This is a genomic window from Rhodococcus sp. B10 (genome assembly GCF_011770055.1).
Lineage (GTDB): Bacteria > Actinomycetota > Actinomycetes > Mycobacteriales > Mycobacteriaceae > Rhodococcoides > Rhodococcoides kyotonensis_B.
Genome location: NZ_JAAFYV010000045.1, coordinates 1 through 15,069, shown reverse-complemented (window position 1 = coordinate 15,069; position 15,069 = coordinate 1). Strand labels below are relative to the sequence as shown.

Sequence of the window (15,069 nt, the reverse complement as noted above, 5' to 3'; positions counted from 1 at the left end):
GACGCGGGCGCTGTAGCGCATCGTGACAGGATGGTCCCCGTGAGTACCGAAGCGTGGATCGTCGTCGCGGCCGTTCTGGCCATTCTTGTCGTCGTGCTCGTCGCGGGATTCGTTCTGTCCCGTCGCCGCCGCGTGTCCTTCCAGTCCAAGGACACCAAGGCCGTCGAGGAAACTCCGAAGGACAGATCGGGTGGTTACAAGGCGGGCGGTGGCTTCTCGTTCAGCCAGGGCACCGCCACCGCCGAGCCGGAGCTCGCCCCGAAACCCAAGCCGCGCCCCGAGCCGACTCCGCGGCCGGAACCGACGCCCACACCCGAGCCCGCTCCGACGCCAGAGCCCGCGCCTGCTCCCGAACCCGCGCCGACACCGGAGCCCGCTCCGACGCCCGAGCCTGCGCCTACACCTGAGCCCGCTCCGACGCCCGAGCCCGCGCCTGCTCCCGAGCCCGCTCCGACGCCCGAGCCCGCGCCGGAACCTGCTCCTGTCCCGCCGCCCGAGCCCGAGCGTCCTGTCATCGAGGAGATCGCACCCACCGAGGGCCGGATCGACCGACTGCGTGGCCGGTTGTCCCGGTCGCAGTCCGCGGTCGGGAAGAGCTTGCTGGGACTGCTCGGTGGTGGCGATCTCGACGAGGATTCGTGGGAGGAAGTCGAGGACACGCTGCTGATCGCCGACATCGGGTCGTCGACCACGGCGGAGATCATGTCGACGCTGCGTGAACAGATGGCGGCGCGCAGCATCCGCACCGAAGCGGATGCGCGAGCACTGCTGCGCGAGGTCCTCGTCGCGCAACTGCACCCCGAGTTCGATCGGTCGATCAAGGCGCTGCCGCACGAAGGTACGCCTGCAGTGCTGCTCGTCGTCGGTGTCAACGGCACCGGCAAGACGACGACCACCGGCAAGCTCGCCCGCGTGCTCGTCGCCGACGGCCGCCGGGTTCTGCTCGGCGCGGCCGACACGTTCCGCGCCGCAGCAGCGGACCAGTTGCAGACGTGGGCCGAGCGCGTCGGTGCGGACGTCGTGCGCGGCAAGGAAGGCGCCGATCCGGCCGCCGTCGGATTCGACGCGGTGTCCAAGGGCATCGAGCAGGGTGTCGACGTCGTCGTCGTGGACACGGCCGGGCGTCTGCACACCAAGTCGGGCCTGATGGACGAGCTCGGAAAGGTCAAGCGCGTCATCGAGAAGCGAGCGCGCGTCGACGACGTGCTGTTGGTTCTCGACGCGACGGTCGGACAGAACGGTCTGATGCAGGCACGTGTGTTCGCCGAGGTCGTGGACATCAGCGGCGTCGTACTGACCAAGCTCGACGGCACCGCGAAGGGCGGCATCGTGTTCCAGGTCCAACGCGAACTCGGTGTTCCGGTGAAGCTCGTCGGGCTCGGAGAGGGCGCCGACGACCTGGCGCCGTTCGAGCCGGGGGCGTTCGTCGACGCACTGCTCGGCTGACATCAGGTGCGGCCGTCCGCCGCACGAAGCCACACGAAACACGCCCCGCCGAACCGTCGGCGGGGCGTGTTTCGTCGTTGCGGACGGGGTCGTTCGAGGGTGTCCGGTTTCGACCGCTTTTCCCCGGTTTCGTGCTCGAAGCAAAACCGGCGAAAGAACGAAACGCCTGGACGAAACGTACTAGCAACACATTCCGTCTGTCCGTTCACATGCGCGAAACACCGGAGTGTCACCGATGAAACCTAGTGAAACCACTCTTTGTCCAGACCACGCGCCAACCGGTGCGTCAGATAAGGAGGGTGTACGTGAGTCCCGAGGATTTGTTGGCCAACTCCGGCAATGCCGCCTGGATGCTGGTGGCCGCATCGCTGGTGCTGCTGATGACGCCAGGCCTGGCGTTCTTCTACGGCGGCATGTCGCAGCAGAAGTCCGTGCTGAACATGATGATGATGTCGTTCGGCTCGATGTTCGTCGTCGCCATCATCTACGTTCTGTGGGGTTGGTCCATGTCCTATGGCACCGAGAACATCGGCGGGATCTTCGCGAACCCGTTCGAGTTCTTCGGACTGAAGGATTCGATCACCGACGCGGACGGCAACTTCATCGCCGGTGCCTGGGGCTACGCCAACGTGATCGACATCGCGTTCCAGGTGACCTTCGCGATCATCACCGTCGCCCTCATCAGCGGTTCCATCGCAGGCCGCGTCAAGTACGGAACGTGGCTCGCGTTCGCAGGTATCTGGGTCACGCTGGCCTACTTCCCGCTGGCACACATGGTGTGGGGCGGTGGACTCCTCTCGGGCTCCGAGGACGGACTCGCGGCCAAGCTGTTCGGCACAACCGACGACGGTGAGGGCGGCCTGGTCGCCTCCGTCGCACCGATCGACTTCGCCGGTGGCACCGTCGTTCACATCAACGCCGGTATGGCCGGCCTCGTGTTGGCGCTGATCGTAGGTAAGCGTGCCGGATTCGGCCGCGTCGCATTCCGCCCGCACAACCTGCCGTTCGTCATGCTCGGCGCTGCACTTCTGTGGTTCGGTTGGTTCGGCTTCAACGGTGGATCTGCATTCGCCGCCGACGGTGTCGCCGGTCTCGCCTGGGTCAACACCACCACGGCCACCGCTGCTGCCATCGCAGGATGGCTCGTCGTCGAGCGCATTCGCGACGGCAAGGCCACCAGCCTCGGCGCTGCGTCGGGCATCGTCGCCGGTCTCGTCGCCATCACGCCTGCCGCCGGTGCTCTCACGCCGATCGGCTCGATCTTCCTCGGCGCCATCGCCGGTGTTCTCTCCGCTCTCGCAGTCGGCCTGAAGTTCAAGTTCGGCTACGACGACTCGCTCGACGTCGTCGGTGTCCACCTCGTCGCAGGCCTGTGGGGAACCGTCGCCATCGGCTTCTTCGGATCCGAGACCGGCCTGTTCTACGGCGGTGACTACAAGCAACTCGTCGTCCAGATCGTCATCGCTCTCGTCGCACTGATCTTCACCGGCATCATCACGACCGTCATTGCATTCGCGCTGAAGCCGCTCGGTTGGCGTGTGTCGAAGGAAGACGAAGCCAAGGGAATCGACGAAGCCGAACACGCCGAGACGGCGTACGACTTCGCCTGACAAGGTAGAGATAGGAGCGAATCGAAGCTCCGCACGCAACCGGGCACTCCAGAGCTTGTGAAGGGAAGCAGAAAATGAAGCTGATCACGGCAATCGTCAAGCCGTTCACGTTGGAGGACGTCAAGACGGGTCTCGAACAGGCCGGTGTGCTTGGCATGACGGTCAGTGAAGTCCAGGGATACGGACGTCAGAAGGGCCACACCGAGGTATACCGAGGCGCCGAGTACTCGGTCGACTTCGTGCCGAAGGTGCGCGTCGAGGTCGTCGTCGACGACGCCGCGGTGGAGAAGGTCGTCGAGGTCATCGTCGAAGCCGCTCGCACCGGCAAGATCGGCGACGGCAAGGTGTGGGTTTCGCCGGTCGACTCGGTCATCCGGGTACGTACCGGGGAACGTGGTGCCGATGCGCTCTGACCCCACTGGGTCGCGGGCAGGCGGCCCCGGCTCTGCAGCGAAAGCTGCAGGGTCGGGGCCTTCGGCCTCTGGGCCGTCCGCTACCAAGAGTTCCGATGCGGCGGCAGACCTGGCGCGCGCCAGGAAACAATTGCTCGACGGCGGAACACGCGGACGCCGTCTCGACGCGCCCGCGCTGAGGCAGGCGCTCGTGGACCTTCACGAGTTCTGGCTCACCACGAAGGGTGCCGAACTCGGGATCAAACCCGATTCGGGATTCGCGATCGTTGCAGTCGGAGGCCTCGCGCGCCGCGAATTGCTTCCGTACTCCGATCTCGATCTCGTACTGCTCCACGACGACATGGACCCCGAGTTGGTGTCGGAGGTGGCCGACAAGCTGTGGTATCCGCTGTGGGACGCCCACATCAAACTCGACCACAGTGTGCGCACGGTGCCGCAGGCTCTGCAGGTGGCGTCGACGGATCTGACTGCAGCGCTCGGCATGCTCGAAGCCCGTCACATCGCGGGAGACGTCGAGCTCAGCAATCTGCTGATCGGCGGAGTGCGGCGCGAGTGGCGTACCGGCATCCGGTCGCGGTTCGACGAACTGATCACCCAGACGCAGTCGCGGTGGTCGCGGAGCGGCGAAATCGCACATCGCGCCGAACCGGACCTCAAGAGCGGTCGTGGTGGACTGCGGGACGTCCAGCTTCTCGACGCGCTGTCCATCGCCCAGCTGACCGACGGCATGCCGGGACTCGGTCCGCAGTCTCCGGGAGGAGGACTCGCCTTCGCCCACACGCGCATGCTCGACGTCCGAACCGAACTGCATCGTGTTGCCGGCCGCGCCCGCGACCAACTGCGTGCGCAGGATGCCGACGAGATCGGTGCAGCACTGCGCATAGGAGACCGGTTCGACCTCGCCCGCGTTCTCAGCGACTCGGCACGCACCATCAGCTACTCGGTGGACGTCGGGCTACGCACCGCCGGGAATTCGCTTCCACGACGCGGGCTGTCGCGTCTGCGCCGAGTGCCCGTACGTCGGCCGCTCGACGAAGGCGTCGTCGAGCATGCAGGAGAGGTCGTGCTCGCCCGAGATGCCCGTCCGAGCAAGGATCCGGGACTCATCACCCGCGTGGCGGCCGCGTCGGCGCAGTACGGGATGCCGATGTCGGCGTCCACGTTGAGCAGACTCTCCGACAGCGCACCCGAACTGCGTGAACCGTGGCCCAAGGAAGCGGTGAACGATCTGTTGGTCCTGCTCGGCTCCGGTCGACGCTCGATCCCGGCGATCGAGGCACTGGACCGCACCGGCCTGTGGGGGCGCTTGCTGCCCGAGTGGGGTGCCGTCCGCGACCTTCCGCCGCGCGACGCGGTGCACACCTGGACTGTCGACCGGCATCTCGTCGAGACCGCGGCGTACGCGTCGGCGCTGACGACGCGCGTCGCTCGACCCGATCTGCTGATCCTCGGGGCTTTGATCCACGACATCGGCAAGGGTCGCGGGGGAGACCACAGCGTCGTCGGCGCCGAGTTGGCGACGCAGATCGGTAACCGGCTCGGGCTCTGGCCGTCGGACGTGGCACTCCTGACCGCGATGGTGCGTCACCATCTGTTGTTGCCCGAGACAGCGACACGACGCGATCTGGACGATCCCGTGACGGTGCAGACCGTCGTCGACGCCCTGGGCGCCGATCCGGTTCTTCTGGAGCTGTTGCACGCGCTCGCCGAGGCCGACTCGCTCGCGACGGGTCCGGGAGTGTGGGGTGATTGGAAGGCGTCGCTGATCCGGGAGCTCGTGCGGCGGTGCAGGCTGGTGATGGCAGGGGAGTCGTTGCCCACGCCCGATCCGCTCGACCCGGCTCACGTCGAGTTGGCCGAGAAGGGTGGCGTACACGTCGATCTGCAGCCGACCGAGGGGTCGCACACGTTCGTCGTGACGGTCGTCGCGCCGGACACCCCCGGTTTGTTGTCGGACGCCGCGGGTGTTCTCGCGCTGCATTCGCTGCGCGTGTTGTCGGCGTCCCTCGGCAGTCACGACGGTTCGGCGGTCAACTCGTTCGCCGTCACGCCGTTGTTCGGAGCTCCGCCTCAAGCGGGGCTGCTGCGTCAGGAACTCATTCGCGCACAGGCCGGTGAGCTCGATCTGGTGGCGGTGCTGAACGAGAAGGAACGGAATGCTCGCCCTCCGGTTCTCGACGGGGAGGACTCGGCGGTGCCGGTGCTGTACGCCCAGGCTCCTCCGCGCGTGTTGTGGTTCGACGGGACCGAACCGGGACAGGTCGTGCTCGAACTGCGGGCCGAGGACCGGCTCGGCCTGCTCTGTCGACTCGCGAGCGCGCTGGAGAAGCTCGGTGCCGACGTGCGGTGGGCGCGGGTGGCGACTCTCGGTACGTCCGTCGTCGACGCCTTCTGCATCGACCTGACCGGATCGGACACTCGTGCGACACGCGAGGAGATCGAAGAAGCGATTCTCGGTGTGGTTCCCGCCCCGGAACCGCCGAGACCACCGGAAAAGCCCGAAGGAACCTAGGTACGGTGTCGGCCAGGCGTCGAATTCCCATCGTTCGTAGTGAGATCTCATAAAGATTCGGTTACGGTGTTTGCGCGCGAGATCGTTTTGTTACGTTTCCCGCCAGCAGACGAAAAGCGGGTCCGAGCAGTGACTGCTCGGGGGCGCACGCCGACGACTGATGAGGTAGACACTGTGGGATCCCACCGGCGGTCGAACATTTACGTTCCGGCCGATACAGATTCGACGACACCACGTGGGCGCCACAGGGCGACGGAGGACTCCAAGGATTCGGGGTTGAAGGCGGCGACCATCGTCGCCGCCACCGGTGCGATCGTCGCGGGTGCGGCTCAGATGGGAACGGGTACCGCGTCGGCGGCACCTGCTCCCGCGCCGCAGGCCCCCGCGGCGGCTGTGCCGTTCCAGATCCCGCCGAACCTGCTCCCGGCCGGGTTCGAACTCCCCGCGGGCATCCAGTTGCCGGAGAACATCCAGCTGCCGCCCGGCATCGAGATTCCCGACACCTCCGACCTTCCCGCACTCGGGCTGCCGGACGTCGGCAAAGCGGCTCAGGATCTGTTGCAGGGACTGCAGCCGCTGAAAGAGAAGGCCGTGCAACCGGTTTCGGGTGTTCTGACGTCGAGCTTCGGTTCGCGATGGGGAACGCACCACGGTGGGCTCGACGTCGCGGCCCCCATCGGAACGCCCGTTCTTGCCGCTGCCGACGGCGTCGTCACCGCGGCAGGGCCTGCATCGGGGTTCGGCTTGTGGGTCAAGGTCATGCACGCCGACGGCACCGAAACCATCTACGGCCATGTCGGCAACTACTCGGTGGCCGAAGGACAGCAGGTCTCGGCGGGCCAACAGATCGCGACGGTCGGCAACCGAGGTCAGTCCACCGGCCCGCACCTGCACTTCGAGGTCCACGACCCGAGTGGGGTCAAGGTCGACCCGGCGCAGTGGTTGGCCACCCGCGGGGTGTCGGTGACCTGGAACGACGCAGCACTAAACGCGTAGGCAATCCTGCGGACCGCGCTCTGTCGGCCTCGATGACGACGGGGCGCGGTAGCGGGCGCTAGTCTGGAGCCTGCTCTACTCGTCTGTTCAGGCCCCATTCGCAATTGGCTCAGGAGTGCAATCGGTGTTCGAATCCCTATCCGACAGGTTGACCGGGACCCTCAAGGACCTGCGTGGCAAGGGTCGACTCTCGGGGGCCGACATCGATGCCACAGCCCGTGAAATCAGGCTCGCGCTGCTCGAAGCCGACGTCGCTCTGCCCGTCGTGCGTGAGTTCATCACGCGCATCAAGACGCGCGCCAAGGGCGCCGAGGTCTCGGGCGCTCTCAACCCGGCCCAGCAGGTCGTCAAGATCGTCAACGAGGAACTCGTCGGCATTCTCGGCGGCGAGACGCGCCGGCTGACGTTCGCCAAGACGGCGCCGACGGTCATCATGCTGGCCGGTCTGCAGGGTTCCGGTAAGACGACGCTCGCCGGCAAGCTCGCCAAATGGCTCAAGGAGCAGGGACACACACCGCTTCTGGTCGCGTGTGACCTCCAGCGCCCCGGTGCTGTCAGCCAGCTCCAGATCGTCGGTGAGCGTGCGGGCGCCACGGTGTTTGCTCCGCACCCCGGCACGTCGATCGGTGGCGGCGAGAACGAGCTCGGCATCTCGGCTGCCGACCCGATCGAGGTCGCACGTGCCGGTGTCGCCGAAGCACGCACCAAGCAGTACGACATCGTCATCGTTGACACCGCAGGCCGTCTCGGTATCGACACCGAACTGATGAATCAGGCCGCGGGCATCCGAGACGCCGTGCAGCCCGACGAGACGCTGTTCGTGCTCGACGCGATGGTCGGTCAGGACGCGGTCAGCACCGCGCAGGCCTTCCGGGACGGCGTCGGGTTCACCGGCGTCGTGCTCACCAAGCTCGACGGCGACGCCCGAGGTGGTGCGGCGCTCAGCGTGCGCGAGGTGACGGGCGAGCCCATCATGTTCGCGTCGACCGGTGAAAAGCTCGAAGACTTCGACGTCTTCCACCCGGACCGTATGGCCAGTCGAATTCTCGGCATGGGTGACGTCCTCAGCCTCATCGAGCAGGCGGAGCAGCACTTCGACGCCGAGCAGGCCGAGGCGACCGCCAACAAGATCGGTTCCGGTCAGCTCACGCTCGACGACTTCCTCGAGCAGATGATGGCCGTCCGCAAGATGGGCCCGATCGGCAACCTGTTGGGCATGCTCCCGGGTGCAGGCCAGATGAAAGAACTGGCCAACATCGACGAGAAGCAGCTCGACCGTGTGCAGGCGATCATTCGTGGCATGACGCCGCAGGAACGCAACGATCCGAAGATCATCAACGCGTCGCGGCGTCTACGCATCGCGAACGGATCGGGCGTCAAGGTGTCGGACGTCAACCAGCTCGTGGACCGGTTCTTCGAAGCGCGCAAGATGATGTCGGCGATGGCAGGCCGCATGGGCATGCCCGGCGCGCGCAAGCAGGTCCGCAGCAAGAAGGGCAAGAAGGGCAAGAAGGGCGGACGCGGGCCGACTCAGCCCAAGATCAGGGGCGGTTTCCCCGGCATGCCCGGTGGAATGCCCGCGGGAATGCCGGATCTGTCGGGCATGCCCAAGGGTCTCGACCAGCTACCCCCGGGACTCGAGGGCATCGACCTGTCGCAGTTGAAACTGCCGAAGAAGTAGCGGACCGACCGTGCCCGCCTTCCGGGTTCGGGGTCGGCCGGTGCCGTCGGAGGATCCGGTCGATTTCTGGATCGTCGACGGCCGCATCTCGCTCGACCCGGTCACGCACGCGGACATCTTGTGCGACGACGGGTGGATTCTTCCCGGCCTCGTCGACGCGCACTGCCACGTGGGCATCAAGTACGGCGGCGGCCACGAGGATGTCGACGGCGCCGTCGAACAGGCGAGGGCCGAACGGGACGTCGGCGTGCTGCTGCTGCGCGATGCAGGCTCGCCCGTCGACACACGCGCCCTCGACGATCACGACGACCTGCCCCGCATCATCCGCGCGGGTCGGCACATCGCGTCCCCCAAGCGGTACATCCAAGGCCTCGCGATCGACGTCGAGGACGAGTCGCAACTACCGGAAGTCGTTGCGCGACAAGCACGTTTCGGTGACGGCTGGGTCAAACTCGTCGGCGACTGGATCGATCGCAGCGTCGGCGACCTGAGGCCCCTGTGGGACGAGAAGATCCTGCGAGCATCGATCGACGCCGCCCACGCCGAGGGCGCTCGCGTCACGGCGCACGTCTTCGGTGAGGACGCCCTGCCCGGGTTGATCTCGGCGGGCATCGACTGCATCGAGCACGGCACCGGCTTGACCGACGAGACCATCGAGATGATGGTCCGGCACGACACCGCGCTGGTGCCGACTCTCGTGAACATCGCGACCTTTCCCGACATCGCCGCGTCGGCGTCGAAGTACCCGATCTACGCACGTCACATGCGCGACCTGCACGCGCGGGTCAGCTCGACCATCGGTCGAGCGCACGATGCGGGCGTGTCGATCTACGCGGGTACCGACGCGGGCGGATCCATCCGGCACGGGCGTATCGCCGACGAGGTGCAGGCGCTGACCGAAGTCGGAATGACGCCGACCGAGGCGCTCGGCGCCGCGAGCTGGAGTGCCAGATCGTGGCTCGGATGGCCGGGTCTGGAACACGGCGCTCCCGCGGACCTTCTGGTCTACGACGTCGATCCCCGGACGTCACCGGCGGTGCTGTCACATCCCGACGTCATCGTTCTGCGCGGTGTGCCGCAGCGTCGCCGACAGGTCGATTAACTTCCGGCGGCGCTCGTCTGGCACAATGGACTGCTGTTCGCCCGTCTCCGGTTACGTACCGCACGGCGGTCACGACACCCCATCAACGCAAAACCGGGTGCGCGGTCCACGCGCACCGCTGAATTGCGGAGTGACCAACTCGAAAGGCTCTACTTTTCATGGCTGTCAAGATCAAGCTCATGCGCATCGGTAAGATCCGCACCCCGCACTACCGCGTCGTCATCGCCGACTCTCGCACCCGCCGCAGCGGCCGTGCGATCGAGACCATCGGCACGTACGAGCCCAAGCAGGAGCCGAGCGTCATCGACATCGATTCCGAGCGTGCTCAGTACTGGCTCGGCGTCGGCGCTCAGCCCACCGAGCCCGTCGAGGCTCTGCTGAAGATCACCGGTGACTGGCAGAAGTTCAAGGGCCTCCCCGGCGCCGAGGGCACCCTCCGCGTTGCCGAGCCCAAGCCGTCCAAGCTGGACCTGTTCAACGCTGCGCTCGCTCAGGCCGACGCCGAGCCGCTCGGTGACGCCACCACGGCCAAGAAGAAGAAGGCTCCGAAGGCCGACGAGGCTGCTTCGGCCGACGACGCCGCAGCCGAGACCGCAGAAGCACCGGCCGCCGAGGCTGCTGAGAAGTGAGTGCCGTGGTCGCCGACGCCGTCGAGCATCTCGTTCGTGGCATCGTCGCCAACCCTGACGACGTTCGCGTCGAATTGATCACCGGCCGTCGCGGACGCACCGTGGAAGTTCACGTGCATCCCGACGATCTCGGCAAGGTCATCGGTCGCGGAGGTCGGACGGCAACAGCTCTGCGCACGCTGGTCTCCGGTATCGGAGGCCGCGGAATTCGCGTCGACGTCGTCGACACGGATCAGTAGCGCAGCACACATGGAGCTGGTAACCGGCCGTGTGGTGAAGTCACACGGCATCCGCGGCGAGGTCGTCGTCGAGGTTCGCACCGACGAACCCGACGATCGCTTCGCCGTGGGGTCGGTGATTCGCGGGCGTAAGCCACGCGATACCACCGGCGAGGTCGACTACACGGTGGAAGCCGCCCGGGAACACTCCGGGCGGCTTTTGCTGCGCCTGAAGGGAATCGATTCCCGGGACGCCGCCGACGCCCTCCGCGGCACACTGTTCATGGTCGAGTCGGACGATCTCGAATCCTCCGACGACCCGGACGAGTTCTACGATCACGAGCTCGAAGGTCTGACCGTGCAGCTCGCCGACGGTACGGTCGTCGGAACGGTTCGTGAGGTACTGCATTCCGCGGCAGGCGAATTGCTGTCCATCCGTCCCGCCGACGGAAGCCGATCCGAAGTGCTCGTGCCGTTCGTGGCTGCCATCGTCACGTCGGTGTCCCTGGCCGACGGCACGGTCGTGATCGATCCGCCCGAAGGTCTCCTGGATCCGGAGTAGACATCGTGAAACTCGACGTCGTCACGATCTTTCCCGAATACCTGGACCCGTTGCGAACTGCCTTGCTGGGCAAGGCGATCGACAAGGGCCTGGTGTCGGTGGACGTACACGATCTGCGTAGCTGGACCCACGACGTGCACAAGGCCGTCGACGATTCGCCGTACGGCGGCGGACCCGGAATGGTCATGAAGCCCACCGTGTGGGGCGACGCGCTCGACGACGTCCTCACCGAGGACTCTCTTCTCGTCGTCCCGACTCCGGCCGGTGTGCCGTTCACGCAGCGCACCGCCGAGCGATGGTCACAGGAGAAGCACATCGTCTTTGCATGCGGACGCTACGAGGGCATCGATCAGCGCGTGTTCGACGACGCGGCCACCCGTGTGCGCGTCGAAGAGGTGAGTATCGGCGACTACGTCCTCATCGGGGGAGAGGCCGCCGTTCTCGTCATGGGCGAAGCCGTCGTGCGGTTGCTGCCCGGCGTGCTCGGGAATCAGCAGTCGCACCAAGAGGATTCGTTCTCCGACGGGCTCCTCGAAGGCCCCAGCTACACCCGGCCCGTCCGGTGGCGTGGGCTCGACGTCCCGGACGTCCTGTTGTCGGGCGATCACGCGAAGGTCGCCGCGTGGCGCGCGGAGCAATCACTGCAGCGGACGCGTGAACGCCGTCCTGATCTGCTCGCCGACTAGTCGACCCGGCCGTCCGGGAAGAGCATCGACACGACGCCCGTGATGGTGTCGCGCGCATGCTGGGCGCTGCTGTCGTCCGTGACGTCGACGACGGCGGTGTCGGGGTAGTGCTCCCAGTCGTCGTCGTAATGGACCTCTTCGCGTGAGATCACGGCGATGACGTAGTCGTCGTTGCTCCCCACCGTGCCCGTCGACAGGTGCACCCACCGGCCGGCGATGCAGCACATCCAGCCCTGCTTGACGGCCCAGACCGGTTCGGACGGAAGGCCGTCGACGATTCCGAAGTGCTGGTGATAGCCGTCCGTCGCCACCGGAGTCGACTCGCGGAGGAGATCCTCGATCGTCGACGTCGACGTCGCGGACAGGCCGCCGGTGCCGTCGACGAGTTGCGCGTAATACGTGACGATGTCGGCTGCCGTCGTCATCGTGTTCCACCACAGTCCGTCCCACGGAGGCGACGTAGCCGCGAGGCCGTAGCGTTCGGCCACCCGTACGACGATGTCGTTGCCGCCGTACTCGTCCCAGAGATAGTTGGCGGCGTCGTCGCTGGACGACTTCAACATCACCTTCAGCAAGGTCATCTCGTCCTCGGCGAGGGGAACCTGCGCGACGTCGGCCTCGTGGAGAACCTCGTCGGCGATGAAAAGCTTGGAGACCGAAGCGGTTTCGCTCTGTATGGTGTCACCGTTCGAGAAATAGGATCCGGTTCGTCGGTCGAGAACGGCGAACGACACCTCCGCGCCTCGACCCGCCGCCGACGCGATGGCCGCCGGGATGCGCGAATCGAGATCGAGATCCTGGACCGTCTCGGTGTCCGGGAACGGTGACGACGACGTCGCGGACGACGCGCCCGACGCGGAATCGGCAGGAACGTCGCAGCCGGTGACGAGAACGGCGATCGCGGCGAACAGTGCCGTGCACGAGAGCGCCAGGACTTGCATGGGCCTGGACATCCTCGGTCTCCTGCACTGGTCACTGATGAACGTGTCCCACACTAGCTGTAGGGTCGTGCGCCGTGACGACTGCTCTGAAAACTGTGAACAAGCGCATAGCCGAGGAACTCGACGTATCCGAAGGTCAGGTCAGCGCTGCCGTGGATCTGCTGGACAGCGGATCGACCGTGCCGTTCATCGCTCGGTACCGCAAGGAAGTCACCGGCATGCTCGACGACGCGCAGCTCCGTCAGCTCGAAGAACGGCTCCGGTACCTCCGTGAGCTCGACGAGCGACGCGACGCGGTCATCGAATCGATTCGCTCGCAGGGCAAGCTCGACGAGGCTCTCGAACAATCACTGATGCTGGCCGAGACCAAGGCCCGCGTCGAGGACATCTACCTGCCGTTCAAGCCCAAGCGTCGGACCAAGGCGCAGATCGCGCGCGAGGCGGGCCACGAACCCGTCGCCGACGCCCTCATCACCGATCCCACCACCGATCCCGCGTCGTACGACTCCGAGCAGCTCGACGGCGCGCGCGCCATCCTCGTCGAGCGCTTCGCCGAGGACGCCGACCTGGTGGGCGAACTGCGTGAATTGATGTGGACCCGTGGAAAACTGGTCTCGACCGTGCGCAAGGGCAAGGAAGAAGGAGGCGCCAAGTTCGCCGACTACTTCGAATTCTCCGAACCGTTCACGTCGTTGCCGTCGCACCGCATTCTGGCGACGCTGCGCGGCGAGAAGGAAGAAGTTCTGTCCCTGGGGTTCGAACCGGAGCAGGACGAGACGCCTCCCGGTGAGCGGACGGTGTACGAGGGACGCATCGCCACCGCGTTCGGTATCGCCGACCAGGGCAGGGCCGCGGATCGGTGGTTGCTCGACACGGTGCGATGGGCTTGGCGTACCAAACTGCTCGTGACCCTCGCCATCGACGTTCGGATGCGGCTTCGCCAGTCCGCGGAGCAGGATGCCGTCGACGTCTTCGCTACCAACCTGAAGGACCTGCTGCTCGCTGCGCCCGCGGGCAATCGCGCGACGATGGGCCTGGACCCCGGGTTCCGCACCGGGACGAAGGTCGCGGTCGTCGATTCGACCGGCAAGGTCGTCGACCACGACACGATCTACCCGCACAAGCCCCAGGGCAAATGGGATCAGGCTGTCGCGACGTTGGCCGCGCTTGCCGCGAAGCATTCGGTCCAGCTCATCGCCATCGGCAACGGCACGGCGTCCCGCGAGACCGATGCGCTTGCTGCCGACCTGATCTCGAAGTTCCCGGAAGCGGGTCTGACCAAGGTCGTCGTGTCCGAGGCAGGCGCTTCGGTGTACTCGGCGTCGGCATACGCGTCGAGCGAACTTCCCGAGCTCGACGTCTCGATCCGAGGCGCCGTCTCCATCGCGCGTCGGCTGCAGGATCCGCTCGCCGAGCTCGTGAAGATCGATCCCAAGTCCATCGGCGTCGGCCAGTACCAGCACGACATCTCCGAATCCCTGCTGGCGCGTTCGCTCGGTGCGGTCGTCGAGGACGCGGTGAACGCTGTCGGCGTCGACGTCAACACCGCGTCGGTCCCGTTGCTGTCGCGTGTGTCGGGCATCGCCGGTTCGCTTGCGGAAAGCATTGTCGCGCACCGTGATCAGAACGGTCCCTTCACCTCGCGCTCCAAGCTGAAGGACGTCGCGCGTCTCGGGCCGAAGGCATTCGAGCAGTGTGCCGGCTTCCTGCGGATCCAGGACGGCGACGATCCGCTCGACCGGTCGAGCGTGCACCCCGAGGCGTACCCGGTGGTTCGCCGCATCGTGGATTCGGCGGGCGTCGGGGTGCTCGAGGTCATCGGCAACACGTCGCTGCTGCGCGGTCTGCAGCCGCAGCAGTTCGCCGACGAGCGCTTCGGTATCCCGACGGTCACCGACATCATCGCCGAACTCGAGAAGCCGGGCCGCGACCCGCGACCGGAATTCAAGACGGCGACGTTCGCCGCCGGGATCGAGAAGGTCGCCGACCTGAAGCCGGGCATGACGCTGGAAGGCGTCGTCACCAACGTGGCAGCGTTCGGGGCCTTCGTCGACGTCGGTGTGCACCAGGACGGACTCGTCCACGTCTCCGCGATGTCGCACAACTTCGTCAAGGATCCGCGCGAGGTCGTCAAGTCGGGTGACGTCGTCAAGGTCAAGGTCATGGAGGTCGACGTCCCACGTCAGCGCATCGGCTTGAGTCTGCGCCTCGACGACGAACCGGGCGCGGCCGCCAAGGACAAGCCTCGTGGCGGGTCCGGCGGGGGACAGCGC

The 15,069-nt window shown here is 66.4% G+C and carries 13 protein-coding genes; 12 read left to right on the top strand and 1 reads right to left on the bottom strand.

Going from position 1 to position 15,069, the window contains the following annotated elements:
* The first annotated feature begins 30 nt into the window (after window positions 1-30).
* The 11 genes from ftsY (at window position 31) to trmD (ending at window position 11,855) form a co-directional block, all read left to right on the top strand.
* On the top strand, window positions 31-1,446 hold the full coding sequence (ftsY, locus tag RhoFasB10_RS23260) for a signal recognition particle-docking protein FtsY (protein ID WP_206031264.1): 1,416 nt from the start codon (window positions 31-33) through the stop codon (window positions 1,444-1,446).
* 350 nt (window positions 1,447-1,796) lie between these two features.
* Window positions 1,797-3,056, top strand: a complete 1,260-nt coding sequence (locus tag RhoFasB10_RS23255) for an ammonium transporter (RefSeq protein WP_206031271.1) — start codon at window positions 1,797-1,799, stop codon at window positions 3,054-3,056.
* Between the two features lie 74 nt (window positions 3,057-3,130).
* Window positions 3,131-3,469 (top strand): P-II family nitrogen regulator, encoded by a 339-nt coding sequence (locus tag RhoFasB10_RS23250; protein WP_019664269.1) that lies wholly within the window; start codon window positions 3,131-3,133, stop codon window positions 3,467-3,469.
* Entirely contained in the window at window positions 3,459-5,981 is a 2,523-nt protein-coding gene (locus tag RhoFasB10_RS23245; protein WP_068429155.1) for a [protein-PII] uridylyltransferase, read from the top strand. The genes RhoFasB10_RS23250 and RhoFasB10_RS23245 overlap by 11 nt, the downstream gene beginning before the upstream one ends.
* A 174-nt stretch (window positions 5,982-6,155) precedes the next feature.
* Window positions 6,156-6,977, top strand: coding sequence for a M23 family metallopeptidase (locus RhoFasB10_RS23240; RefSeq protein WP_068428542.1), 822 nt, complete (start codon window positions 6,156-6,158; stop codon window positions 6,975-6,977).
* Between the two features lie 124 nt (window positions 6,978-7,101).
* A complete protein-coding gene (ffh, locus tag RhoFasB10_RS23235) occupies window positions 7,102-8,658 on the top strand; it encodes a signal recognition particle protein (RefSeq protein ID WP_068429158.1) in 1,557 nt (518 codons plus the stop codon).
* 10 nt (window positions 8,659-8,668) lie between these two features.
* Window positions 8,669-9,760, top strand: coding sequence for an amidohydrolase family protein (locus tag RhoFasB10_RS23230; RefSeq protein ID WP_068428545.1), 1,092 nt, complete (start codon window positions 8,669-8,671; stop codon window positions 9,758-9,760).
* 158 nt (window positions 9,761-9,918) lie between these two features.
* A complete protein-coding gene (gene rpsP / locus RhoFasB10_RS23225; RefSeq protein WP_068428548.1) occupies window positions 9,919-10,389 on the top strand; it encodes a 30S ribosomal protein S16 in 471 nt (156 codons plus the stop codon).
* Entirely contained in the window at window positions 10,386-10,628 is a 243-nt protein-coding gene (locus tag RhoFasB10_RS23220) for an RNA-binding protein (protein ID WP_003939023.1), read from the top strand. The genes rpsP and RhoFasB10_RS23220 overlap by 4 nt, the downstream gene beginning before the upstream one ends.
* A gap of 10 nt (window positions 10,629-10,638) precedes the next feature.
* Complete coding sequence (rimM, locus tag RhoFasB10_RS23215) at window positions 10,639-11,169, top strand: ribosome maturation factor RimM (RefSeq protein ID WP_068428551.1); 531 nt, start codon at window positions 10,639-10,641, stop codon at window positions 11,167-11,169.
* 5 nt (window positions 11,170-11,174) lie between these two features.
* A complete protein-coding gene (gene trmD, locus RhoFasB10_RS23210) occupies window positions 11,175-11,855 on the top strand; it encodes a tRNA (guanosine(37)-N1)-methyltransferase TrmD (protein ID WP_068428554.1) in 681 nt (226 codons plus the stop codon).
* Here the strand turns inward: trmD and RhoFasB10_RS23205 are convergent.
* Complete coding sequence (locus RhoFasB10_RS23205) at window positions 11,852-12,808, bottom strand: serine hydrolase (RefSeq protein ID WP_068428557.1); 957 nt, start codon at window positions 12,806-12,808, stop codon at window positions 11,852-11,854. The two genes, trmD and RhoFasB10_RS23205, sit on opposite strands and share 4 nt — an antisense overlap.
* A 62-nt stretch (window positions 12,809-12,870) precedes the next feature.
* On the opposite strand from RhoFasB10_RS23205, the gene RhoFasB10_RS23200 reads away from it, so the two are divergent.
* On the top strand, window positions 12,871-15,069 hold a 2,199-nt coding region (locus tag RhoFasB10_RS23200; protein WP_167678811.1), incomplete at its 3' end, for a Tex family protein.